We start from the raw sequence: 22721 nt of genomic DNA on the forward strand, positions 1-22721 counted from the left end.
AATGTCCGGCACTTGGATGACCACCCGTGCGTGGCTTTTGATGCTGCCCCTGCTGATGATGATGATGGCCGTGATCGGATGGCCATTAATTGACACTGTTACCTTATCCTTCACTGATGCAAAGCTTGTCGGCACCGCAGGCAACTTTGTCGGTATCGACAATTACGTCAAAATGCTCTCCAGCTCGAATTTCCAGCGCACTCTCTCAACAACCGCGATTTTCGCTATCGTCTCGGTGACTGCGGAGATGGTGATCGGTGTCCTGGCTGCCCTGCTGCTGAACCAGGACTTTTACGGCCGCACGATACTACGTGCGCTGATGATCCTCCCTTGGGCGCTGCCCACGGTGGTTAATGCCACCCTTTGGCGGCTGATCTATAATCCCGAATATGGCGCTCTGAATGCGATGCTCACCCAGCTCGGATTGCTCGACACGTATCGCTCGTGGCTCGGCGAGCCCGGCTCTGCGCTTGCAGCCTTGATTGTCGCCGACTGCTGGAAGAATTTTCCACTCGTTGCGCTAATTGCTCTTGCCGCGCTGCAGGCCGTGCCGCGCGATATAACAGCTGCATCGTTAGTAGATGGTGCCGGACCGTTTTCGCGATTTCGGTTCGTGATCCTCCCGTACATTGCTGGCCCCTTGATCGTGGCTTTAGTCCTGCGCACGATCGAAGCTTTTAAAGTATTCGACATTATCTGGGTGATGACCCGTGGTGGTCCGGCGAATTCCACGCGCACGCTCTCAATCCTCGTCTACCAGGAGGCTTTCTCGTTTCAGCGAGCCGGGTCCGGTGCCTCTCTAGCACTGATCGTTACGCTGCTGGTGACTCTGCTCGCCGCCGCCTACGCAATGCTGGTTCGCAAGAGCGCAGGGAGCGCGAGCTGATGGAACGTCGCGGCCCTCTCTTCAATATCTTCATCTACATTTGCGCTCTGTTACTTGCAGCTGTTATTCTCGCGCCGGTCTTCTGGCTTTTTATCATGAGCATCTCGCCAGCTGCTGATCTCGCCGCAAAGCCGTTGCGGTGGTGGCCGCATACTCCAGACTTCTCCCGGTACCGTGTGTTGCTGTCAACGATCGAAAAAAGTGCTGGCGCGGCGTTCACGTCGTCGCTGATCAACAGTATTGAGGTCGCCGCAATGGCAACTATCGCCGCTATCGCGCTTGCCATTCCGGCCGGCTGGGCCGTCTCAAGAACGCCCACCGTAGCCTGGTCGCTGACAATGGTGATCGCCACCTACATGTTGCCGCCGGTCGCTCTGGCTGTGCCACTCTACATGGGGCTTGCCCGTCTCGGCATGCTCAACAACGTCTTCGGGCTTGCACTGGTCTACCTTACGATTCTCGCACCCTTCACAACTTGGCTGATGAAATCTGGGTTTGATTCCATCCCAAAGGAGATCGAGGCGGCGGCCATGATCGACGGTGCTGGCCTGTTTCAGACCCTGAAGATTATCACTCTACCTCTCGCTTTGCCCGTCGTGGCGACGTCTGCGCTATTTGCCTTCCTGCTGGCTTGGGACGAGTTCTTTTATGCGTTGCTGTTCACTTCCGACCAACGCGCCAAGACACTCACTGTTGCCATCGCCGATCTCGCGGGCGGCCGTGTCTCCGACTATGGACTGATTGCAACCGCTGGCGTGCTTGCTGCCCTGCCGCCAGTGCTAGTCGGTCTTGTCATGCAACGCGCCCTCATATCTGGGCTTACTAGCGGTGGCGTGAAAGGATGACAATGCCCAATCATATAAGCAGACCTACAGGACTTTTGGCTATCGATCGCGAAATGGCTCGACAGCATGCCGACACTCTGGCCTCATACGATGCCGCGAAGACCGGAGCCCGGACCATTGCCGCATCGCTGAGAAAGACAAAGAAACTGCTTTTGCTCGGCATGGGCGGATCGCACGCCGTCGGCCGTGCTGTCGAACCGCTTTATCGTGCACTCGGTATCGAAGCCATCGCGCTGCCCCTTTCAGAACAGCTGGGCCAGCCGCTTTCTCTCGAAGAGCGCACCGTTATTGTCGCCTCGCAGTCGGGCGAAAGCGCCGAGGTCGTTCGCTGGTTCAGGGAGACTGGCGGCAACACCGATACATTTGGGCTTACCTTGGAAGGGGCCTCGTTCCTAGCACGGACGGTGACATCGCTAATTGGAGTTGGTGGGACTGAACTCGCTTTTGCGGCAACCCGCAGTCTCATGGTCACCTTTGGCTTGCATCTCGCCATTTTGACGGCACTGGGTGCAGATCCAAGCGCTGCTCTCGCTGTGCTTGATGCTCCAGAGGCGCCTGATATCATCCCCGCGCTTGATGCTCTTACCACGGTGAACACCGTCGTTACTTCCGGCCGTCGCCTACAAGGTCTTGCCGAAGCGCTTGCACTCGGACTCACCGAACTGTCCCGTCTGCCGTGCTTCTCCCTTGAAGGCGGCCAGTTGCGGCACGGCCCCATGGAAATGCTAGGCCCCGATATTGGCGTTGTTCTTTTTCGTGGAAACGACAGCACTGCGCGCCTAGTCACAGCGATGGCCGTCTCTGCGGTCAATACGGGTGCTCCCGTCATCATATTTGACACGTCGGGCAATGAACCTGTCGCTGGCACCGTGTCCATCTCCTTTCGGCCCACCACAGGGCTAGCCGCCATATTCGCAATGCTTCCAACGGCACAGCGCTTTATGATCGATTTCGCCGAGGCACGTGTCGATGATGCCGGTACACCTGTACGCTCGAGCAAGATTACCAGGAGCGAATGAATGCGACCGCTTGCAGTCATCGGTAACGTCAACGTCGACCTCATTCTTGGTCCCGCGGCGCCGTGGCCAAAGGCCGGCACTGAAATCATCGTTGATCACGACGAACTTCGTGTCGGCGGCAGCGCTGGCAACAGTGCGTTGGCCTGGGCGGCAATGGGCGTGGAGTTTTCGATCGCTGCCAACGTCGGCAGTGACCAATACGGCAGTTGGTTGCGTGAAACCTTTGGGCATCGTGCTGCGAAATGGTCGGTACGCTCCGAGCGAACCACTCTATCTGTTGGTATCACTCATCCAGATGGCGAGCGGACCTTTTTTACAACACGCGGGCACCTGCCTCGGTTCGGCATCTCCGACGTAATGCAAACCATCGATGGTGGCGCGATGGCGGGCGGACTTGCATTGGTCTGCGGCTCGTTCCTGACAGACGACCTCGTTCGTGATTACTACACCCTCTTCGACTGGGCGGCGTCGCACGACATTACCATTGCACTCGACACGGGCTGGCCATTGGAAGGCTGGACCGAAGAGAACTGCACTGCCACTCTAGGCTGGCTGTCCCGCTGCGGGATTGCTTTGTTAAATGAAGTTGAAACGACGACGCTAGCTGGCCTTAATGATCCGATCGAGGCTGCTCGCAAGATCCGGTCGTCCATGCCCATTGATGGCATTGTCATCGTCAAGCGCGGCGCAGATGGTGCCATAGCTGTCGGCCCAGGAGGTTTGCTGACGACTATAGCAGCTCCGAGGGTTGAGGTCGTCGATACGATCGGCGCGGGAGATGTGTTCAACGCTGCATTTCTAGCCGCGCTTGCCAATTACAAATCGATTGAAGCCTGCTTAGTCACAGGTACCCAAGTCGCGTCCCGGGCGATTTCCACCCGTCCCCGCCACTATGGCGGCCCGCTTGCTTCCGAGGAGGCCGTTGCATGAGCTCGCTTCAAATCAACAATATCCGCAAGTCCTATGGAGAAATTGAGACCCTGAAAAGCGTAGATATCTCGCTTGAAAGCGGTGAGTTTCTCGTCCTTCTGGGTTCCTCTGGTTGCGGCAAGTCAACACTTCTAAACATCATTGCCGGCTTAGCCGAGGCGTCCAGTGGCGACATTCTGATTGGAGGATGCTCCGTTCTGGGCATGCATCCGAAAGATCGCGACATCGCAATGGTGTTCCAATCGTATGCGCTCTACCCAAATCTCACTGTGCGGCGGAATATTGGGTTTGGCCTCGAGATGCGTAAAGTTCCCGTCCACGAACGTGACAAGGCCGTCAACGAGGCTGCAAAATTGCTCCAAATCGAGCCTCTGCTAGATCGTAAACCAGCTCAGCTCTCCGGCGGCCAGCGTCAGCGCGTAGCAATCGGCCGTGCTCTGGTACGAAAGCCTGAGGTCTTTCTTTTCGACGAGCCACTATCCAACCTAGACGCCAAACTTCGCATGGAAATGCGCACCGAGCTGAAGCGCCTACATCAGGTTTTGAACACCACGGTGGTATACGTTACGCATGACCAGATCGAGGCGATGACGCTAGCCACGCGTATTGCTGTGATGAGAGATGGGCGCATCGAGCAACTAGGCACACCCGCAGAAATCTATAATCGGCCCGCCACCCTGTATGTTGCCACCTTCGTCGGCGTACCACCGATGAACCTACTACGGGTTACCGTCAAAAATGGGGCTCTGGCGGTGGATGGTGCAGACGCCCAAATGCCTCTGCCGATATCACTCAACAATGCATTTGGGGAGGGACAGAAGCTCATCCTTGGCATACGACCGGAGGCACTATCGCTTACCGGGAGCGGCAGCATGATTACCGCTCATTGTGATGTGTCCGAGTTAACCGGTCCTGAGCTAGTCGTCACCGCATCCGTTGGCACTCAAAATGTGACGGCGAGCCTGCCGCCAAGATCAGCTCTCGCCCGCGGAGACGAGGTCCGGCTGTTCTTCGATCAGGAGGCTGTTCACCTCTTCAATTCGGAAACCGGGTTGCGATATGGCTGAGCGTTCGCGTTGCTGCTCGATCCTGCCAGGGCGTCATCGCGGCAAGTGTTGCAGTTCGACAAGGACTCTGAACGCGTATCTTCTTCAAGCAGACGATAGTTACATGGATCAGAGCTGGTTCAATTTTAGCCCAGCGGCCATGAAGCAGCTTCCTTCGCGAGTCGCGAAATCGAGGTCGTTTGCTGCCGCGGTGGCTGCAATGTAACCATCTGCCGTGCCGATAGCTTTCTCTGACGCTCCAGTGCGTGCCGTCGGTTCTGAGTAGAAATTTGAAGAAGTCAAATCGAACGACAGGATACAAAAAGAGAAGAGGGTCAACACTCCGTCCAAGGTGGTCCCGGAGGATAACTGAACCATAAATTCGACGGCAGGAGCCTTGGACAGAGACGTTGGATGCGGATCCGCTGCATCGATTGAGCCGATTTGACTCCAGGCACGCTGTTAGCGGCGGTGTTGCCATCAAGCTTGCTTTGGCTGCCTCAGCCTTCGACCCGAAGATCACGCGGCAGCCGCTGACAGGCGACCGTCCGCGGTCCACACAGACAGGTAAAATTCACTCCGCGGGAAGTCTCGGCTCATAGTCCGGTAACAGCCTACATTCCTCATTATAGGTTTTGCGCTTTTCTTCGCACAGCGCAGCCACTGACTGCTTAGTCGGTTTTTTACCTTGTTCGATCCAAGTCAACATCGCGTTAAACAGCGCTGCGTACTGCGGAGTAGACAGTTTAGAGTGCTCAGCCTCGTCAGAGAAATTCTGGACCAGAAGGTCGCTGTTGCCTGCCGTCGCTACCGTCTGGCGATAGATTGCCTCATGATCGACGAACACCGTCGGATCGTTGACCGCGTGGAGCGTGATTGTTGGCAAAACGATCTGGCCGGTGAGATCGGCGTCGTAGGCCATGGCGCGACGCGCTTCTGGATCGGCTTCGAAACGTTCTACACCGCTGTTCAATGCGGTATCGTCGTCGGACCCCGCGTACGTGACCTTCGAGTTGTCGAAAGGATTTTTCCCATCCATCCGACGCCAGACGATGTCAGAAAAAAGTCCGGTCGCCCAAGAAAGATGAGACACAAGAGTTTTCTCCGGCACCTTGGTGACCGCAAGGATGTTTTTCAGGTTTCTAGACTGTTGTGCGGTGCGCTCATTCGCTGGAAGCCCCAAGCCTGTGCACTCATTGACGCGTTTTTCAAGTTCTTCGCGCTTCATCGTTGCCCCCTTTGGCAGGCCTTGCCAAACGCGATATTGCATTTCGTCTTCTCGCGGGTGGTTCTTACAATAATACTGGTAGACTGCGCGTAGATCGGCGCGGAAATCGTATCCACGGCTCCCTCCGGCTAGAAGTCCGCTGGTCAGAACGACGCCGTCGTAGTTTTTACGGCCCTGCCAGTCGAGCGCATAAAGCTCCGCGGTCTTCGCAGCAACATTGCCGCCCCATGACTGGCCGTGGAGCAGGACATGTTTCGGCTTGCCAAGCTGTTGAATGGCGATGCGCCTTACGCTGTCGGTATCCTCCACGGCCATGCGCACGCCGTAACCCTGCCGACGATAGTTAGATCCCGCCCAAGCGTAGCCTTCCTGAACCGTCACGGCAAAGCGCGTAAGATCTTCTACCGGGTCATCCGCTTGTGGCTTCGCAGTGCGCGGACCACCGTGGGCATGCACGACCAGAGTACCGTTCCAATTCTTTGGTTTTGCAATCCAATAATAGGCGCCATGCATATCCTGGCCTGCGAAACATTCTGTACCGGCTGGCAAGGCTGCAGGGCAGTCTGCCCTCTGTGGCTCTTCGCCGTCACCCTGTTGTGCAGTGGCGCTGCCGGTAGCGATCGCAATAAACGCAATCACCGGTAAAAGCGGTGTGCTGAAACGCATGAGATTTTCCTCCTCTCCCATCCCCACTGATATGCTACAGGAGTGGGGATGAGTGACAACGCTGAAGAAAAATCATTCGCTGCCTCAAGGGAATTCTTGTTCAGATTGGGTGGGATCATGCCCACTCGTAAAAAGGATGGGTGAGTTTTCACCCATGACGCGGTGGCAGCTTGCAACGCGTCCCACCGCGATGCATTGTCCGAGTCATCTCTGCGGCGCTTCTAGAAGTGTTCTGAGATCTTCAGCGGCTGCAGAACGATATCGGCAATGGCGGACTTCCCAACCTGAAAAGCGGCCTGATATTCCGTATCTTCCACCATCTCCTTGAAAGAAGTCCTTCGAGGATACTGAACCAGCAGGACCGCATCCCATCCCTGCACATCGCCTGTGGTCAGCACTTCGAGGCCATCGTCTCGGAACAGTATCCGGGCACCAAAACGACCCAGGATTGGTTCTGCCAGTCGCAAATACTCAAGATGTCGTTCGCGTCCTCCATCGGGCAAGAAGCGGATAAGATTCAACATCACGACGGGATCATCGTCTTCCTTGGCCAGGAACCTCGCGAAGACGTCAGGTGAAAAAGCAACCATATCATTATCCTTTCATCGAAGCGCTCTTAATGCGCGTGTTTGAAAGTCTAACCCGGTGCTCCGTCAGAAACTGTCAGGAACGAACGCCAGTCTCGATCCTGCTCCCGCCACCGCCTCATGAGTGAAGACCGCCTTTCTGGATACCGCTCATCGAGCACCTTCGCCATTCTAACGCGATCGACGCGGAAATGCCGAAAGGCTGATCGTCTCTCGCACCAGGCAGCAAGGACGCGAACCTCATCGAAATAGACAATTATGATCGGCCATACGACGCGCTCCGTAACAGAGCCATCACCGTCTTCATAGAAGATCGAGACCTTGCGTAGCAGGCGGATCGCCGCCCTCAGGGAGGCGACCTGCTCTGGGTCGGAGCGCTCGAAAATCGAAGCGGCTGCGAGGAGAGCAGGCGCGTCGGCGACGGCCGAAGATCGGTCCGTCCGGCTCGAAATAATCTTTGCCAATGCGCTTTCGCTGCTCTGGGCTAGAGAATGATCCGCTCTTTCCCGCACCCATCCTAGCCAGAGAACAAGGGCGTCCAGTTCTTCCGGCGAGAAGGCGAAATTTGGCAGGAAGAACCCCTCCTTAGGACGAACCCGACCCCAGCCTGGCCATCGAGAGGCGCTCCGAGCAGACGCAGCGTCTCGACGTCCCGGTAAACGCTTCTCTCCGAGACGCCGAGCTCTTCTGCCAGCTCGAGTGCCGTGACCGGTCTCCGACGCGCGCGCAGCATACCGAGCATTTCGAACAGGCGGCTTATTTTCGACATTCGGCAGTCTTCCAGTCATTGACCAAGCAGATATCTATGATCGAACAACACTGTGGCCAAGTAACAGGTAGCGCTTCATGTCGGATGCACAGAGTTTACCGCAGAGCGATTGCTGAGCTACTGGCGTTTTGTGCCGCTTCAAAAAGCGGTCTACCCGGGCCGTCAAGCCATTCATCGAAGCTCAGCAGGTGACCGAACTCTCTGCGGAGATCGCCGATATCTGCATGTCCCGCGAGCCGCCCGTCATCGAATAACGCAGTCAATCGCCGCAGAAACTCATTCTCGTTCAAGACAGCATCGGGAAACCTGCTGTATCCGATCGGTCGACCCGCAGCACGGCTGAGGCTTCGCTGCAGGCTTTCTCCCGTCAATTCATCCCCGGCAATCTCAATTGTTCGACCGGCGAAGCGGCCCGGGTTGGAGAAGATACCCGCAACGATCTTACCGATATCGCGTACCGCTATCACTTGCCCGATTTGCGTTGGTCGCAAAAAAGAGACATAGGCATCTTGATGCAGACCCAAACCCGGCAGCATAAGCAACTCCATAAAGCCCGCCGGACGGATGATGGTGCTGGAGATATCCAAAGACCTAATATGGGCCTCAATTTGCGACTTGCTGTCGAAGTGTCCCATGCCTGTCTTCTCCGGCCCCGCGGCATTTACCGAAGTGTAAACAAGATGACTGACGCCGACTTGTGCGGCGATATCAGCGATCATCGTGCCGTATCTGATCTCATCCTCGTCAGAAACGCCATAGGCCGCCCCCTGCCCCGAACTCGGCTGAACACTGAACACGCCGTAGACACCCGTCATCGCTGATCTGATCGAAGCTTCGTCGTTAAAGTCTCCCTGTACTACCTCTATATTAAGAGACGCTGTTTCCCGGGCCTTGGGAGCCTTCAGGTCGCGGACGAGAGCCCTGACGGACCAACCATCTGCCAGCAGAGCTGACGCGACGGCGCCGCCTTGCTGACCGGTTGCGCCGAATACGAGGATGACATTTTCCGAAGTCGTTTTGGATATTTCCGGACTGCTAGCGTGATCATTGCTGGATATCATTTGAGCCTCCTTGATGCGAGTAGGCAATATAGGTATACATATTATACGTGAGTACAATTACGCACCTGAATGCTACCACGTCTCCAGGAGTATCCCTGCCCATGGCCACCATGCCACCGGAAAGCCTCGAACTAAACAGGCTCGTACTTGAGGAAATCACGACGAAGTGGTCGTTGCTGGTGCTAGGATGCCTGTGCGGCGGGCCTATGCGTTTCAACGCGCTACGACGGGCCAATGATGGCATCACGCAGAAGGCTCTGACGCAATGTCTGCGCCGGCTTGAAGCCAACGGGTTCATAACCCGCTCGGTTGTCAGCACCGCGCCCGTTGCAGTCGTTTATGAAATATCTCGCTTGGGGCGTTCGCTCGAACCGCATCTGCAGGCAATCCTTAACTGGGCAGACCAACATCGCGATGAGGTTTTGGCCGCGCAACGACGGTTTTGGGGGACGCCTGAGCTTTCCCGCTGAGCTTAGATTGTAATCATTTAAAACAATATCTTGACTGAAGAAGAGGTAATACCGAGTAGCTGTCGTTGGCTACCATCACACTATTCAGTTATCTTGCCTCGCGAGAAAGAGTCCAACGATGGTACCGTCAACAAATGCCCCGGCATCGTCTCCGGAGCAATCAGTTTCGGCGAAGAGCGCGAGGGGACCACAATGCTTCATTGCATCTCTCTACCAGATCACTCCAGGATCATCACCGTCGCCTCGGCGCTGGAGAGCAGGACGCATAGACATGCGAGGACACTGCCGCGTCAATTCTCACAATTTTAGACTTTCTTTCCAGCTATTCCTCGCGAACTATGCTCAGCCGCTTAAGGTCAGCAAAAACGGTATGATTGCCTGCCCATATTGGCCCCGGGCTACTTAAATCGCCTGCGAACTCCGCTAGACCACCCGCTTCGCGTATGAGTGCCACTCCGGCGAGACAATCCCAGCAAAAGAGAGTTGGATCATAATAGCCCCCAAGGCGGTTGGCGGCGACATACGCCAGCATAAGCGCGCCCGAGCCTATGCGAAAAAGAACTCCACCTTCCTTGTAGAGCTGCGTCACAAAGGCACCAACTTCAACAGGATCGGCACGTTCGGTGCCCCCATAGCCTATGTTTGTTGATTGGACTGTCCAGTCGCTTCTCATGATCAATTTTCTCTCATTGAGTGTAGCGCCACAGGCAGCTTCGGCGACGTAGAGTTCGCGCATAACTGGTGCGTAAATGACGCCGATCACAGGTTCACAACTCCGAGTGACCGCGATTGACACCGACCAGTTCGGTTGCCCCACGAGGAAAGCCATTGTTCCGTCGATCGGATCAATCACCCAGGTGTAGCCTGAGTTTCCAAGCGTCGAACCCGCTTCTTCGCCAACGATGCCATCATCCGGGAAGTTTTTCTTGATCATTCTGCGCAGATAACTCTCGGTCACGCGGTCTGCGATGCTTACCAAATCTTGCGTGGATGATTTCAACTCTGCTTTCAGCCGTTCCGGTTTCGAAAGAAATCCTTTTGCTCTGGCTCCTGCGACTTTCGCAATGCGCTCTGCCAGCACCCTGCGGTGATGGATTTCGCCCTGTCCTGATCGAACGTCAGTCATTTTTTGCCTCTGCCCTAACCGACCTCAGTAAAATCATATTTCGCGAATGATTACTATTGCAAATTTAAATTTACATGTGTATCGATTGAGCATTCTCGCTGAGAGGACGGCGAGCCCAATCCATTGATATCGCTTCACGAAGGCGCGTCTTGCGCAGACTGCAAGCTGTGCCAAAAGCGAAGGTTCGAGGGGTAAGCGCATTTTTTGGAAGAGGCGGTGTCGAGCGACGAGCAGCGCTTTTCGGCAGACATTTTTTAAGTGACTAAAGACTGAAACAAGCTTGCGCGATCAGGCAGGCACCATAGGAGGAGTGGCATGAAACGTTTGTTGAGAGTGTGCGTCAGCGTTCTGGCGCTGGCTGCTGGAGCCGCTGGTGCGCCGATGTTGGCGCATGCCGATTGGCTGGAAGATGCGGCCAAGCCGCTAAAGGGTACGGAGATCAGCGGTATATTCCTCGATCGCCCAGGTTATCGGGCGATCATCAAGCTCCTTCCGGAGTTTGAAAAGAAGACCGGCATCAAGGTCAACTACGAAATTGTTCCTTATGAGAATACGCGCGAGAAGGAAGTGCTGAACTTCACCTCGCAAGGCGACCTCACGATGGCCCTGGTCGATCTCGTCTGGATCGGGGAATTTGCCGAAAACGGCTGGATCGACCCGATCGACAATTTCACCAAGGACAAGTCGATCACAGATCCAAACCTCAAGCTGGATGGGTTCTTCCCCCTTCTGCTCGATGCGTTCGGCTCCTGGGGTGGAAAAACATACGGCCTGCCCTTCGACAACTATTCGGGGCTGATGTTCTACAACTCCTGCAAGCTCAAGGATGCTGGCTTCGACAAGCCACCGGCAACCTGGGATGAATTGATGAAGGTCTACGCGCCAAAGCTGACCGACGCATCGAAGAACCAGTATGCATACGCCCTACAATCGCTGCGCGGAGAAACGCAGTCAGCCGACAGCTTCATGCGTATGCTTTGGCCCTTCGGTGGCTCGCTGCTCGACAAGCAGTTCAAGTCCAACCTGATGAGCAAGGAAAGCCAGGCTGGCCTCAACTTCCGTCAGGATCTGATGAAATATATGCCACCCGGCATCGTGTCCTTCGACCACGCAGAAGCTGTCAACTCCCTGGCCCAGGGTCAGGTCGCAATGATCACGGAATGGTCTGCCTTTTACGGCACGCTGGTCGATCCTGCGACCTCCAAGCTCGGGGACTGCCTCGCGGTAGCGCCAGAGCCCGCGGGCCCTGCTGGCCGTCTCCCTGCCCTTGGCGGCTTCTCTCTGGCGGTTGCCGCGCAGGCCACCGAAGAGCAGAAGAAGGCGACCTGGCTGTTCATTCAGTGGGCAACATCTGAGGACATCGCCAAGGCCTACGTGGAAGCTGGCGGCGTTTCCGGCCGGATGTCCGTCTACAACGACCCGGAGATCAAGGCGAAGTACAAGTTCGTCGAGCCGATGGTCGCCTCTTGGCAGAAGGGCGTTCCGGAATTCCGTCCACGTTTCCCGGCATGGCCAGCCATCTCCGAAGTCGTTGCCGAGTGGGGTTCCAAGATGATGCTCGGCGAGGTTTCGGTCGAAGCAGGATCGAAGGAAATCGGCACGCGCATGGAGGATATCCTGAAGAAGGAAGGCTACTACGACGGCAAGAAGCAGTTGTTGCAGTAACCCTCTAGCGTAAATCTCCAAGAGGTCATTGCACGGCAGGGGGTGGCGGCAACTGCTGTCACCACCCCCTGCCGATCCTTTAACCGGAACCGATCCATGCTGCATCTCTCAGACCAAGCCCTTGCCGAGATTGGCGTCTGCCTGCGCGACATCGCCACGGAGCAATTCGAAGCGACAGTTGCGGAAATCACAAAAGCCCGGCGGATCGCCCTTTATGGGGTCGGGCGCGAAGGTCTCCAGATCAAGGGACTGGCAATGCGCCTTTTCCATCTGGGACTGCATTGCGCCATGGTGGGCGACATGACCACGCCGCCCGTGGCTGAAGGCGATCTGTTGATCGTTTCAGCAGGTCCTGGCGATTTCTCAACCGTCTCGGCCCTGATCGGCGTTGCGCGCAACGCTGGTGCCCGCATTCTCGTCGTGACGGCACAACCTCAAGGCACGGCGGCAAGCCAGGCTGATTTTGTGTTGCATATACCGGCGCAAACCATGGCCGACGATCAGGGCGACACGCAATCGGTCCTGCCGATGGGATCGCTCTATGAGGGCGCGCTCTACGTTGCCTTCGAGCTTCTCGTTCTCGCCGTGCGTGACCGTCTGAACGTGACGCCCCAGGCGATGCGCGCCAATCACACGAACCTTGAATAAAGCCGAAAGCATTCCGGCGAAAGCAGTGCCGACGCCTGCTATGCATCGAGAGGAAAGACCGATGTCAGAACTCACCTCCAGACCGAACCGCGGCTATGGCCGGTGGACGCCGTTCTGGTTTCTGGCGCCCGCGGTATTGACGCTGTTCATCATCGGGATTTATCCGACGATATTTGCATTGGTGACATCGTTTCGTCGCTACAATATCGCGCGCCCGCGCGAAGGCTTCCCCTTTGTCGGGTTTGAAAATTACGCGTCCGTCCTGTCCGACAGCACATTTTGGGCGTCATTGTTCCTGACTGCCAAATTCTATGTCACCGTATTGCCGATCGAGATCGTGCTGGGTCTGATGATTGCGCTTCTGCTGCACAAGCCTGGCATGGGTTTTCTCAAATCGCTGGCACGAGTGACGCTCGTCGTGCCGCTTGCGACCACCTATGCCGTTGTGGGCCTTATCGGGCGATTGATCTTCAACGGTGATTTCGGCGTCGCCAACTGGTTTCTGGATGTCCTTGGAATCGGCGGGATCGACTGGCTTGGATCGCAAAGCGGCGCCTTCGCAGCCATCGCGATCATGGATATCTGGCAATGGACACCCTTCTGCGCCCTGATCTTCCTGGCCGGGCTTTCCATGGTGCCGGGTGAAATCGAGGAGGCTGCGCGGCTGGAAACCTCATCGAAGCTGTCCTTGTTGCGCTTTGTCCAACTTCCCTATCTGATGCCGGGACTGACCGCCCTTTTGATCCTGCGCTCGGCAGACGTTCTGAAGCTCTTCGACATGGTCTTCGTCATGACCCGTGGCGGCCCCGGATCGGCGACCGATCTCGTATCGATCTACATTCAACGTATCGGCTTTCGCGTGTTCGATCTTGGCACGGCGTCCGCCCAGGCGATCCTGCTGCTGATCATTACGATCCTTCTCAGCCGTCTCTATATCCGCGTTCTCTATAAGGAGGTGAACTGATGCGCCTGTCATCCGGCAAGGTTCTACACGCTCTAGGGCTCACCGCAGTCGTCCTCTTTACGCTGTTTCCCTTCTTCTGGATGGTTTCGGCAAGCTTTAAGTCGCAGTCTGACATTCTGGCCTCTCCGCCAGTCTGGCTCTTTACGCCGACGCTCGATCACTACCGTGAAATTTTCGCCGACTCCAAGGTGCTTGGAGGCGTCGGTAATTCTCTGATCATCGCCATTTGCACCACGGCACTCGCCGTTGCACTCGGGGCACCTGCGGCTTATGCCCTAGCCCGCTACGACTTTCGCGGCAAATCTGACCTGTGGTTCTGGTTCATCTCGAACCGCATGACGAGCCCGATCGTCCTCGCACTGCCCGTCTATATTCTAGCGTTGCAACTCAATATTCTCGACACGCATCTTGTCCTCATTCTGATCTACCTGACCTTCAACCTGCCGATCGTCGTGTGGATATGCACCGATCAGTTCAAGTCCATTCCGCCGGATCTGGAACAGGCGGCGCGACTGGATGGCGCGGATCAGTTCACGATCTTCCGCAAAATCTATCTGCCGCTTGGCGCCCCGGGAATTGCGGTGTCTGCAATCTTCTCGTTCATCTTCTCCTGGAACGAACTGCTTTACGCACTGGTATTGACGAGACGCAATGTCCAGACGGCGCCCGTCGCCGCCACCAGTTTCATGTCCGGCTATGAGCTGCCCTGGGGCAAGATCATGGCAACCGGCACAGTCATCGTTCTGCCGGTGACAATCTTCGCACTGATCGTTTCGCGACACATGGTTCGCGGCCTGACGATGGGAGCGACCAAATGAGCGCATCGAACCCACTTGGTATCAACCTTTCCTTCTGCGTGAAGCGGTGGATCACGCCGCAGCTTTGGGCACCTGTCGTGCGCGATACTCTTGGACTGGACAAGATCCAGTTTTCCTTCGATCTCGTCGACCCGATGTGGCCTTCGGCAGTCGTATCGCGGCATGCCAAAGATGTCCGCAATGCCGCCGCCGAATACGGTATCGTTATTCACAGTGCCTTCATCGGTTTGGCTCATTACACCTTCAACCAGTTGCTTCATCCGGACGAAGAGGTACGGGCCTACGCCGAACATTGGCTGGAGCGCGCCTATGATTTCGCCGCCGAAGCGGGCATTCCCGCAGTCGGCGGTCCTTTGGGCGCCGTTGCCTCAAGGCCGGATGGCACCGAGGCTGACGCCATCGACGAACGCGACTATGATAGCCTGCTCGAGAGAATGATGCGGCTCGGCCAAAAGGCAAAGGCCGCAGGCCTGTCTGCGCTTTATGTCGAGCCGACGCCCATGCGCCGGGAATGGCCGTGGACGATTGCGCAAGCGCGACGGATGATGACAGATGCGGCCGGCAGCGCCACACCCTGGACCTTCTGCGTCGACTGGGGCCACGGCACCATCTTACCGCTTTATGGCGAGCAGGCAGACACGATGGAGCCATGGCTTGCCGAGTTGCAGGACGTGATCTCCGCCGTTCATATCCAGCAGACAGACTTTATTCTTGACCGGCATTGGGACTTCACTGAAGCGGGACGTGTGAAGCCGCGCGAGGTCAAGGCTGAGCTCGCGCGGACAGGTCTTTCGGCCTGCCCCGTATTTCTTGAGGTCTTCTACCCGTTCGAACGCGACAGCGTCTCCATACTCGACGCATTGAAGAGCACCGTCAGCACCCTTAAGCAGGACTTTGCTTAAGCCAGGAGTGACAGTGATGGTGAACAAAGGAACGGATAATGGTGTGGCTGCGGATGATTTCAATGCGCAGCAGACCCGCGCCCGCGTAGCATGGCGCTATTTCATTGGAGGCATGACCCAACAGGAAATCGCCGATCAGTTGGGATTGACCCGGCTGCGGGTCAACAAGATCCTTGGACAGATCCGCACAGATGGCTCCGTCGTGGTCGATATTCGTCTGCCGATGGCCGATTGCATCGATCTTGAGCATAAGCTGAAAGAACGCTTTGGCCTGGAAGGCGCATGTGTGACCCCCACGCTGCCGGATGACGCCGAAAATCAACGCGTGATCGGCGAGGCCGCCGGTGCTTTGCTTGATGGAATGCTGCAGGACGGAATGGGGCTTGGCGTCGGCTGGGGGAAAACCCTGTCCGCCGGTCTCAAACGGCTGACGCCACGCGCCCTGCCCGAAAGCTGGGTCACGTCGATCATGGGCGGACTAACGCGCGGGTCAGGCTCGAGCACATTCGAGGTTGCGACAGGCTACGCTCGGGCGATCTCCGCCGAATGCTGGTATCTGACGGCGCCGCTTTATTTTCCAACAGCAGAAAGCCGGGAAGCGCTTCTGTCCCATCATGGCATTCGCGAGACGATGCGGCGCGCAACCTCGGTCGACATCGCGCTCGTTTCGTGCGGAGACATGACGCCCCGCTCGCTGCTGGTCCAGACGCCGACCGTATCGGAGAACATTACTTCGCTCCTGGACGCCGGGGCGATTGGAGACCTGCTCGGTGTCTTTCTCGACGAGGACGGCAACCCAATCGATCATCCGCTGGCAGAGCGCGTCCTTTCTCTGGCACTGAAGGATCTTAAAGCGGTGCGACATTCGATCCTGGCTTCGGGCGGCCTATACAAATTTAAAATTATCCGCGCGATCCTGCGTGCCGGTTACGTCAAACAACTGGTGACAGATCAGGCATCCGCGGAGGCGCTTCTGCGGGAAGCACCGCCGGACCGCAGCAAACGTCAATAGTCAAGCGGGCGTCGCACCGCTTGCGCGGTAACCGCTCACAGATTGGGAGTAACGAAGAATGACCTTCCTTCAGCTGGAAAACATCAAGAAACAGTTCGGCGAACTTGGCGTCATCAAGGGCGTCGATATATCAGCGTCCAAGGGGGAATTCGTCGTTTTCGTCGGCCCGTCTGGCTGCGGCAAGTCCACGCTGCTGCGCATGATTGCCGGATTGGAGGACGTGAGTTCGGGTAAGGTCCTGATCGATGAAAAGGATGTAACCTACGAAGAGCCCGCCAAGCGTGAAGTTTCGATGGTGTTCCAGTCTTATGCGCTCTATCCGCATATGAGCGTGTTCGACAACATGGCGTTCGGTCTGCGCATGGCGAAGCTGTCCGAAGAGGAGATCAAACGACGCGTCGGCGATGCCGCCCGCATCCTTCAGATCGAGCCGCTTCTCGAACGCAAACCACGCGCCTTGTCCGGTGGCCAGCGCCAACGCGTCGCCATTGGCCGCTCGATCGTACGCAATCCAAAAATCTTTCTATTCGACGAGCCGCTGTCCAACCTCGATGCGGAGTTGCGAAGCCAGATGCGCGTCGAAATTGCCAAGCTTCACCGCAATCTCGGTGCCACGATGGTCTATGTCACACACGACCAGGTAGAGGCGATGACTCTTGCAGACCGTATCGTTGTTCTGCGCGCCGGTCTGGTTGAGCAGATCGGTTCGCCGACAGAACTTTATGACCGTCCAGCCAATACCTTCGTCGCAGGCTTCATCGGCTCGCCGAAAATGAACTTCCTGGCCGCTAAAGTCGAGGGTGCGGATGCGACGAGCCTGCGTCTTTCGCATCCTGCATTTCAAGGGCAAAGCCTCGTGCTCAGCCATCCGCGAAGCAACACGCTCCGCCCCGGAGATATCGTCACGGTTGGCCTCAGGCCCGAGCATATCAGGATCGGCACCGGCCATTCCATGCTCAATCTCACTCTTGATTTCGCCGAAAATCTGGGGGGCTCTACCCAGGTCTACGCCCGTACGCCAGCAGAACAAGTCACCATTGTGGTGAACGGCCGGCCGGATGTGACGCAGGGCGAGACAATGAGCGCGGATATCGACCATGCGCACATTTATCTCTTCACTGCGGACGGCAAGGCGCTTTGAGACTGAGGCCGAAAAAGCGTCCATCACCGCTCAGGGACGCAAAACAAGAGATCGGACAGACGTTCGATTGACAAAGGCATAATGACTGTAGGGAGGAAGCCTCACATGACCGATAGCTTTGAAGGCAAGGTTGCAGCCATCACCGGTGCGGCATCCGGCATTGGCCTGGCTTGCGCACGCAAACTTCTCGATGAGGGTGCGACAGTTGTTCTGATCGATCGCGCCGGGGACCGTTTGCGGGCGCTCTGTTCAGAGCTTGGAGAGCGCTGCCGTATGCTTGTCGTCAACCTCCTGAACGGCCAAGGGGTTTCGGGGATGCTTCCGCGCATTCTGGCTGAAGCCGGACGGCTCGATATTTTCCATGCCAATGCGGGCGCCTATATCGGCGGTGCTGTCGCAGAAGGCGATCCCGACAGCTGGGACAGGATGCTCAATCTGAATATCAACGCTGCCTTCCGTAGCGTTCACGCCGTGCTTCCGCACATGATCGCTCAAAAGAGCGGCGACATTCTATTTACCAGCTCTGTCGCCGGTGTGGTTCCTGTCGTTTGGGAGCCGATTTACACCGCGTCCAAATTCGCCGTCCAGGCTTTCGTCCATTCCACTCGCCGCCAAGTTGCGCCCCATGGCGTGCGCGTCGGCGCAGTGTTGCCCGGCCCGGTTGTCACGGCTCTTCTGGATGACTGGCCGAAAGCAAAGATGGAGGAGGCGCTTGCCAATGGAAGCCTGATGCAGCCGCAAGAAGTCGCCGAAGCTGTCTATTTCATGCTGTCCCGCCCCCGCAATGTCGTGATACGAGATCTCGTGATCCTGCCCAACAGCGTCGATCTGTAGCCGGGATTGAGGTGGAGTTGTAATGCGGGAGAGTTTTCCATGAGCCGTTCCAGATATTTCATCGGCGTCGATGTCGGCACCGGCAGTGCGCGCGCCGGCATTTTTGATGAGGAAGGCGATTGCCTTGGAACGGCCAAGCACGACATCGACATCTATCGGGATGCCCACCACATGGTGGAGCAGTCGAGCGAGAATATCTGGCAGGCAGTCTCATATGCCGTGCGCACAGCGGTTTCACGCGCAGGCGTTTCGCCGGACGATATCGTGGGCATAGGCTTCGACGCCACCTGCTCGCTCGTGGTGCTGGGCGAAGGCGGGCGCTCTTTGCCGGTCGGCCCATCTGAAATCCCGGCCCGAGACATCATCGTCTGGATGGATCACCGTGCAGTAGAACAGGCAGAGCGCATCAATGCGCAAGGCCATGATGTTCTACGCTATGTCGGCGGACGCATATCACCTGAAATGCAGACGCCAAAGCTGTTATGGCTAAAGGAAAATCGGCCGGAGATCTTTGCACGGACATGGCAGTTCTTCGATCTCGCTGATTTTCTCACATGGAGAGCAACGGGAAGTCTCGCGCGTTCCACCTGCACGGTGGCATGCAAATGGACGTATATTGCCCATGAGCAGCGGTGGGACCCGAGCTATTTCCGCCAGATCGGTCTAGCGGAACTGGCTGACGAGAACTTTGCCCGTATTGGGCAGGAGATCGTCGAGCCCGGTACGCCGGTCGGTCAAGGGCTGACGGCCAAGTCTGCGGAAGATTTCGGCCTTTTACCGGGTACGCCTGTCGCTGCCGGCATGATCGATGCGCATGCAGGCGGCATCGGCACGGTCGGGATCGGTGGAACGCCCGAATCAAACCTCGCCTATGTCTTCGGCACGTCCTCCTGTACGCTGACCTCGACCGAGGAGCCGAAATTCGTTCCCGGTGTCTGGGGTCCTTACTACTCCGCCATGGTGCCTGGCCTGTGGTTGAATGAGGGCGGACAAAGTGCTGCCGGTGCGGCCATCGACCATCTGATCAGCCTTCATCCCGCATTTCCCGAGGCGCATGAAAAGGCGCGCGCTACCGGCGTTGCGCTTCCCGTCATGCTCGCCAACATGGCATCTGCCACAAGTACTTCCCCTTCTCAGGTCGTCACGCTGGCCCGAGGCCTTCATGTGGTCCCTGAATTCCTCGGAAACCGCGCACCGTTTGCCGATCCGGCTGCTCGCGCCGTCATTGCCGGGCTTGGGATGGAGCGCGATCTCGACAGCCTGGTCGCCCTCTATGTGGCCGGTTTGTGCGGGATCGGCTACGGGCTTCGACAGATCATCGAGGCACAGACGAAGGCTGGCGCAGAGATCGACCAGATCATTATCAGCGGCGGCGCCGGCCAGCATGATCTCATCCGCCAGCTTCTTGCCGATGCCAGCGGCAAGCCCGTTATCGCGCCGCAGACCGCAGAGCCTGTCCTCTTGGGAGCGGCCCTTCTTGGCGCAACCGCTGCGCAGGTCTTCACCGATCTCAAACAGGGAATGCAAAAGCTCAGCAAGCCCGGCAAGACATGCGTGCCCGCCTCTGGAACGCTCCAGCAACTGCATGATCGGCGTTACGACGCCTTTCGCACCCTTCAGGCAAGTATAAGATCGCTGCGGGATTTCTGATTATGGATTGGCCGAGGCCCGCCTTGCGAGTGACCTCGGCTTGATCATGCCTTCACGTTGTTCATTAAGTGCGCAGGGTTTCACTGACATCGTCGAGCGGGCCGGTCAGCGCAGTGCGCGGCGGTATCAGCTGTGGCTCGATAATGGTCACACACGGCTCGCCCGGCGACGAATCCAGAAGTTCGAAACCGACTTCCAGCATTTTCGAAATATCGGGTTTGATCATGTAGACCGGAAACGGCAGGAACGACGCGAAGGGATCGTAGTCGAAACAGCCGACCACGATGTTCGCGACCACCGCCGGATCATGCCGCCCCATAAAACGCAGAAGACCCTCGAAATTGATGGACGAATTGACGAAGAAGCAACGCGGCAAACGGCCGTGGCGCATGAAATAGTTTTCAAGGACAATATCCGTCATACGCGGTGAGTAGCCTGTCTTTTCCACCGCTACGCTGCTGCAGACCGTTCCGAAATAAGCATTCTTGGCTGCATCAAATCCTGCGATACGTTCCAGACTCGCATGGTCGTCATGTCCACCGAACAGCACCACGTCATCAGGCGAAAGCGCGCCGTCGCGTGACGCATGCTCCAATATCGCACGTGTCAGTATCTCCGCACCATGTCTGTTGTCGGAAATGACGGATGACGCAAGCTTGCCAGGAAGATCGAGATTGACGTGCGGCAAGGCTGCACCGGCACAAACCTGATGAACGCCATCGGGATTGGCGACACCCGCGATAAACAGCGCGTCGATCGAGTAAGCGATCAATGTCTCAACTGTCTTGCGCTCTGCCTCAGGATCACGCCGCCCGGAGACCACCATCGGCGAGAGACCCCGCTTGCGCGCTTCGGCCTCGAACGCCTGCGCCATGGAGGAAAAGAACCGGTTCTCATAAACCGGGACCAGCAATCCGACGAGACCCGATTTAGAGCTGCGCAACCCCCTCGCCTGAAGGTTGGCGGTATAGCGTTGGGCCTTTGCCAGCGAGAGAATTTTCCCGGCAGTTTCCTCCGAGATACGGCGCTTACGCCAGCTTCCATTCAGCACTGCGCTGACCGTCGAAGCCGAAGCCCCCGACAATACCGACAGATCGTAGATCGTGGCCTTCTTCGAGGTCAGGTCTGCCATTTCTCGTCCTCCTTGCGAAATCGATGTGTAGAGCAATCCGCCTCTTGACGGAAGTAAAAATCGCGCCTAACCTCCATGCACCATCGATTGTGCAACTTTGAAATATCGATTGTGCAAACGATGCGCGCTATGGGAGTAGCAGGAGGAAAATCTCGAATAGCCGAGATCGAAGTGATCGCACACAGAGTTTGAAAGCTGTGGCGAGACACCTGCTGTACACGTCTTTTGGAGGAGGAACATTCATGAAGAAAATCATTTCAGCCGCATTGGGTCTGTCTCTCGCCTTGCTCGCATCCACGGCTTTTGCTGAAGGACCCAAGGTGGGCGTCGTGGTCAAGATTGGCGGTATTCCGTGGTTCAATGCCATGGAGGCAGGCATCAAGGAGCAAAGCGCCAAGCTCGGCGTCAACGGCTTCATGGTCGGCCCAACCAGCGCCGACCCTGCCCTTCAGGTTCGCGCCATCGAAGACCTGATCGCACAGAAGGTCGATGTCATCGGCGTCGTTCCAAACGATGCGAAGGTGCTTGAGCCCGTGCTGAAAAAGGCACAGGAAGCCGGCATCAAGGTCATCACACATGAATCCCCGAAGCAGCAAGGCGCGGACTGGGATTTCGAACTGGCATCCGCCAAAGGCTTCGGCGAAGCGCATGGCAAGCTTCTCGGTGAAAAGATGGGCGGCAAGGGCTCCTATGCCGTCTTCGTCGGCTCGCTCACCGTTCCGCTGCACAACGCCTGGGCTGACGCAGCAATTGCCTACATCAAGGCGAATTATCCGGACATGAAGCTCGTTGGCGACCGTTATGGCGTTGCAGAAGATTTGGACAAGAGCCGTTCCACAGCGCTCGACCTCATGTCTGCAAACCAGGATCTCAAGGGCTTCCTGGCCTTCGGTTCGCAAGGCCCTATCGGCGCAGGACGCGCTGTGGAAGAACGCCGCAAGGATGGCAAGGTCTTTGTCATCGGTCCCTTTTCTCCCGGACAGGGCGCCAAGCTCATCAAGAGCGGCGCTCTGACCGGCGGCTTCATGTGGAACCCCAAGCAGGCCGGCGAAGTCTTCGTCACCCTGGCAGATCGTCTCTCCAAGGGTGAAACACCCAAGGCTGGCGACGATATCCCAGGTCTTGGGAAGATCAACCCCGAGGGTAACACGATCGTTGTTGATCAGCTGCTGAAGATCGACAAGGAAAGCATCGACAAGCTGGTCGGCATGGGTCTCTAAGCCGCTTCAGGCACAGCGATTGCACCCGTGACGCTTATGCATCACGGGTGGTCAATCGGATTATCGTCGCGTAGTCCAACCGTTTACGCGACGGTATCATCA

Annotated in this window: 23 protein-coding genes; 16 read left to right on the forward strand and 7 right to left on the reverse strand. The window is 57.0% G+C overall.

Translation table 11 applies throughout. From position 1 onward, the window contains the following. Position 1: 1 nt before the first annotated feature. Genes PVA19_RS03405 through PVA19_RS03425 form a run of 5 tightly spaced genes read left to right on the forward strand, consistent with a single transcriptional unit; the run spans position 2 to position 4747 of the window. Positions 2-886: a carbohydrate ABC transporter permease gene (locus PVA19_RS03405; protein ID WP_274101172.1), complete on the forward strand. Its 885-nt coding sequence runs from the start codon at positions 2-4 to the stop codon at positions 884-886. Further along, the gene (locus PVA19_RS03410; RefSeq protein ID WP_274101173.1) at positions 886-1731 is read left to right on the forward strand and encodes a carbohydrate ABC transporter permease; all 846 of its coding nucleotides are present in this window, start codon (positions 886-888) and stop codon (positions 1729-1731) included. The genes PVA19_RS03405 and PVA19_RS03410 overlap by 1 nt, the downstream gene beginning before the upstream one ends. Continuing rightward, positions 1728-2750 carry an SIS domain-containing protein gene (locus PVA19_RS03415; RefSeq protein WP_274101174.1) on the forward strand — a complete coding sequence of 341 codons (1023 nt, stop codon included), beginning with the start codon at positions 1728-1730 and terminating at the stop codon, positions 2748-2750. The genes PVA19_RS03410 and PVA19_RS03415 overlap by 4 nt, the downstream gene beginning before the upstream one ends. After that, on the forward strand, positions 2751-3680 hold the full coding sequence (locus PVA19_RS03420; protein ID WP_113180441.1) for a PfkB family carbohydrate kinase: 930 nt from the start codon (positions 2751-2753) through the stop codon (positions 3678-3680). Continuing rightward, a complete protein-coding gene (locus tag PVA19_RS03425) occupies positions 3677-4747 on the forward strand; it encodes an ABC transporter ATP-binding protein (RefSeq protein WP_274101176.1) in 1071 nt (356 codons plus the stop codon). Before PVA19_RS03420 ends, PVA19_RS03425 begins: the two co-directional genes overlap by 4 nt. A 553-nt stretch (positions 4748-5300) precedes the next feature. On the opposite strand, the gene PVA19_RS03430 is transcribed toward PVA19_RS03425, so the two are convergent. The 5 genes from PVA19_RS03430 to PVA19_RS03450 all read right to left on the reverse strand — a co-directional run bounded on the left by PVA19_RS03430 (position 5301) and on the right by PVA19_RS03450 (position 9037). Continuing rightward, the gene (locus PVA19_RS03430) at positions 5301-6620 is read right to left on the reverse strand and encodes an alpha/beta hydrolase family protein (RefSeq protein ID WP_274101178.1); all 1320 of its coding nucleotides are present in this window, start codon (positions 6618-6620) and stop codon (positions 5301-5303) included. A gap of 221 nt (positions 6621-6841) precedes the next feature. Next, positions 6842-7210, reverse strand: a complete 369-nt coding sequence (locus PVA19_RS03435) for a DUF1330 domain-containing protein (RefSeq protein ID WP_274101179.1) — start codon at positions 7208-7210, stop codon at positions 6842-6844. 47 nt (positions 7211-7257) lie between these two features. Beyond that, on the reverse strand, positions 7258-7671 hold the full coding sequence (locus tag PVA19_RS03440) for a helix-turn-helix transcriptional regulator (protein WP_274101180.1): 414 nt from the start codon (positions 7669-7671) through the stop codon (positions 7258-7260). 53 nt (positions 7672-7724) lie between these two features. After that, complete coding sequence (locus PVA19_RS03445; RefSeq protein ID WP_337993143.1) at positions 7725-7976, reverse strand: helix-turn-helix transcriptional regulator; 252 nt, start codon at positions 7974-7976, stop codon at positions 7725-7727. Between the two features lie 95 nt (positions 7977-8071). Then, positions 8072-9037, reverse strand: a complete 966-nt coding sequence (locus PVA19_RS03450; protein WP_274101181.1) for an NmrA/HSCARG family protein — start codon at positions 9035-9037, stop codon at positions 8072-8074. 101 nt (positions 9038-9138) lie between these two features. On the opposite strand from PVA19_RS03450, the gene PVA19_RS03455 reads away from it, so the two are divergent. After that, the gene (locus tag PVA19_RS03455) at positions 9139-9507 is read left to right on the forward strand and encodes a winged helix-turn-helix transcriptional regulator (RefSeq protein ID WP_112519766.1); all 369 of its coding nucleotides are present in this window, start codon (positions 9139-9141) and stop codon (positions 9505-9507) included. A gap of 322 nt (positions 9508-9829) precedes the next feature. On the opposite strand, the gene PVA19_RS03460 is transcribed toward PVA19_RS03455, so the two are convergent. Further along, positions 9830-10633, reverse strand: coding sequence for an inositol monophosphatase family protein (locus PVA19_RS03460; RefSeq protein WP_274101182.1), 804 nt, complete (start codon positions 10631-10633; stop codon positions 9830-9832). Between the two features lie 315 nt (positions 10634-10948). Here PVA19_RS03460 and PVA19_RS03465 point away from each other — a divergent pair, with 315 nt between their 5' ends. From PVA19_RS03465 to PVA19_RS03505, 9 genes are all read left to right on the forward strand, one after another. Beyond that, positions 10949-12298, forward strand: a complete 1350-nt coding sequence (locus PVA19_RS03465; protein ID WP_062424446.1) for an ABC transporter substrate-binding protein — start codon at positions 10949-10951, stop codon at positions 12296-12298. Between the two features lie 96 nt (positions 12299-12394). Then, on the forward strand, positions 12395-12946 hold the full coding sequence (locus PVA19_RS03470) for an SIS domain-containing protein (RefSeq protein ID WP_274101183.1): 552 nt from the start codon (positions 12395-12397) through the stop codon (positions 12944-12946). Between the two features lie 61 nt (positions 12947-13007). Further along, complete coding sequence (locus PVA19_RS03475) at positions 13008-13910, forward strand: carbohydrate ABC transporter permease (protein WP_153310419.1); 903 nt, start codon at positions 13008-13010, stop codon at positions 13908-13910. Continuing rightward, positions 13910-14728 carry a carbohydrate ABC transporter permease gene (locus PVA19_RS03480; protein WP_062424443.1) on the forward strand — a complete coding sequence of 273 codons (819 nt, stop codon included), beginning with the start codon at positions 13910-13912 and terminating at the stop codon, positions 14726-14728. The genes PVA19_RS03475 and PVA19_RS03480 overlap by 1 nt, the downstream gene beginning before the upstream one ends. After that, the gene (locus PVA19_RS03485; protein ID WP_274101184.1) at positions 14725-15630 is read left to right on the forward strand and encodes a sugar phosphate isomerase/epimerase family protein; all 906 of its coding nucleotides are present in this window, start codon (positions 14725-14727) and stop codon (positions 15628-15630) included. The genes PVA19_RS03480 and PVA19_RS03485 overlap by 4 nt, the downstream gene beginning before the upstream one ends. Positions 15631-15646: 16 nt before the next feature. Continuing rightward, positions 15647-16642 carry a sugar-binding transcriptional regulator gene (locus PVA19_RS03490; protein ID WP_274101185.1) on the forward strand — a complete coding sequence of 332 codons (996 nt, stop codon included), beginning with the start codon at positions 15647-15649 and terminating at the stop codon, positions 16640-16642. A 58-nt stretch (positions 16643-16700) separates the two neighbouring features. Then, positions 16701-17783 (forward strand): ABC transporter ATP-binding protein, encoded by a 1083-nt coding sequence (locus PVA19_RS03495; protein WP_274101186.1) that lies wholly within the window; start codon positions 16701-16703, stop codon positions 17781-17783. 105 nt (positions 17784-17888) lie between these two features. Then, on the forward strand, positions 17889-18617 hold the full coding sequence (locus PVA19_RS03500; protein WP_274101188.1) for an SDR family oxidoreductase: 729 nt from the start codon (positions 17889-17891) through the stop codon (positions 18615-18617). A gap of 39 nt (positions 18618-18656) precedes the next feature. Then, entirely contained in the window at positions 18657-20267 is a 1611-nt protein-coding gene (locus PVA19_RS03505; RefSeq protein WP_274101189.1) for an FGGY-family carbohydrate kinase, read from the forward strand. Between the two features lie 64 nt (positions 20268-20331). Here PVA19_RS03505 and PVA19_RS03510 read toward each other — a convergent pair whose 3' ends face one another. Then, a complete protein-coding gene (locus PVA19_RS03510; protein ID WP_274101190.1) occupies positions 20332-21399 on the reverse strand; it encodes a LacI family DNA-binding transcriptional regulator in 1068 nt (355 codons plus the stop codon). 242 nt (positions 21400-21641) lie between these two features. Between PVA19_RS03510 and PVA19_RS03515 the strand changes: the two genes are divergently transcribed. Next, the gene (locus tag PVA19_RS03515) at positions 21642-22619 is read left to right on the forward strand and encodes a substrate-binding domain-containing protein (RefSeq protein ID WP_113176035.1); all 978 of its coding nucleotides are present in this window, start codon (positions 21642-21644) and stop codon (positions 22617-22619) included. Positions 22620-22721 lie beyond the last annotated feature (102 nt).

Origin of the sequence: Agrobacterium sp. CNPSo 3708 (assembly GCF_028674915.1) — a bacterium.
Classification (GTDB): domain Bacteria; phylum Pseudomonadota; class Alphaproteobacteria; order Rhizobiales; family Rhizobiaceae; genus Agrobacterium; species Agrobacterium cavarae.

Bases quoted from the DNA above. Each gene is read 5' to 3' on its own strand.
- PVA19_RS03405 (WP_274101172.1), top strand. From the start codon at position 2: ATGTCCGGCACTTGGATGACCACCCGTGCGTGGCTTTTGATGCTGCCC.
- PVA19_RS03410 (WP_274101173.1), top strand. From the start codon at position 886: ATGGAACGTCGCGGCCCTCTCTTCAATATCTTCATCTACATTTGCGCT.
- PVA19_RS03415 (WP_274101174.1), top strand. From the start codon at position 1,728: ATGACAATGCCCAATCATATAAGCAGACCTACAGGACTTTTGGCTATC.
- PVA19_RS03420 (WP_113180441.1), top strand. From the start codon at position 2,751: ATGCGACCGCTTGCAGTCATCGGTAACGTCAACGTCGACCTCATTCTT.
- PVA19_RS03425 (WP_274101176.1), top strand. From the start codon at position 3,677: ATGAGCTCGCTTCAAATCAACAATATCCGCAAGTCCTATGGAGAAATT.
- PVA19_RS03430 (WP_274101178.1), bottom strand. From the start codon at position 6,620: ATGCGTTTCAGCACACCGCTTTTACCGGTGATTGCGTTTATTGCGATC.
- PVA19_RS03435 (WP_274101179.1), bottom strand. From the start codon at position 7,210: ATGGTTGCTTTTTCACCTGACGTCTTCGCGAGGTTCCTGGCCAAGGAA.
- PVA19_RS03445 (WP_337993143.1), bottom strand. From the start codon at position 7,976: ATGTCGAAAATAAGCCGCCTGTTCGAAATGCTCGGTATGCTGCGCGCG.
- PVA19_RS03450 (WP_274101181.1), bottom strand. From the start codon at position 9,037: ATGATATCCAGCAATGATCACGCTAGCAGTCCGGAAATATCCAAAACG.
- PVA19_RS03455 (WP_112519766.1), top strand. From the start codon at position 9,139: ATGGCCACCATGCCACCGGAAAGCCTCGAACTAAACAGGCTCGTACTT.
- PVA19_RS03460 (WP_274101182.1), bottom strand. From the start codon at position 10,633: ATGACTGACGTTCGATCAGGACAGGGCGAAATCCATCACCGCAGGGTG.
- PVA19_RS03465 (WP_062424446.1), top strand. From the start codon at position 10,949: ATGAAACGTTTGTTGAGAGTGTGCGTCAGCGTTCTGGCGCTGGCTGCT.
- PVA19_RS03470 (WP_274101183.1), top strand. From the start codon at position 12,395: ATGCTGCATCTCTCAGACCAAGCCCTTGCCGAGATTGGCGTCTGCCTG.
- PVA19_RS03475 (WP_153310419.1), top strand. From the start codon at position 13,008: ATGTCAGAACTCACCTCCAGACCGAACCGCGGCTATGGCCGGTGGACG.
- PVA19_RS03480 (WP_062424443.1), top strand. From the start codon at position 13,910: ATGCGCCTGTCATCCGGCAAGGTTCTACACGCTCTAGGGCTCACCGCA.
- PVA19_RS03485 (WP_274101184.1), top strand. From the start codon at position 14,725: ATGAGCGCATCGAACCCACTTGGTATCAACCTTTCCTTCTGCGTGAAG.
- PVA19_RS03490 (WP_274101185.1), top strand. From the start codon at position 15,647: ATGGTGAACAAAGGAACGGATAATGGTGTGGCTGCGGATGATTTCAAT.
- PVA19_RS03495 (WP_274101186.1), top strand. From the start codon at position 16,701: ATGACCTTCCTTCAGCTGGAAAACATCAAGAAACAGTTCGGCGAACTT.
- PVA19_RS03500 (WP_274101188.1), top strand. From the start codon at position 17,889: ATGACCGATAGCTTTGAAGGCAAGGTTGCAGCCATCACCGGTGCGGCA.
- PVA19_RS03505 (WP_274101189.1), top strand. From the start codon at position 18,657: ATGAGCCGTTCCAGATATTTCATCGGCGTCGATGTCGGCACCGGCAGT.
- PVA19_RS03510 (WP_274101190.1), bottom strand. From the start codon at position 21,399: ATGGCAGACCTGACCTCGAAGAAGGCCACGATCTACGATCTGTCGGTA.
- PVA19_RS03515 (WP_113176035.1), top strand. From the start codon at position 21,642: ATGAAGAAAATCATTTCAGCCGCATTGGGTCTGTCTCTCGCCTTGCTC.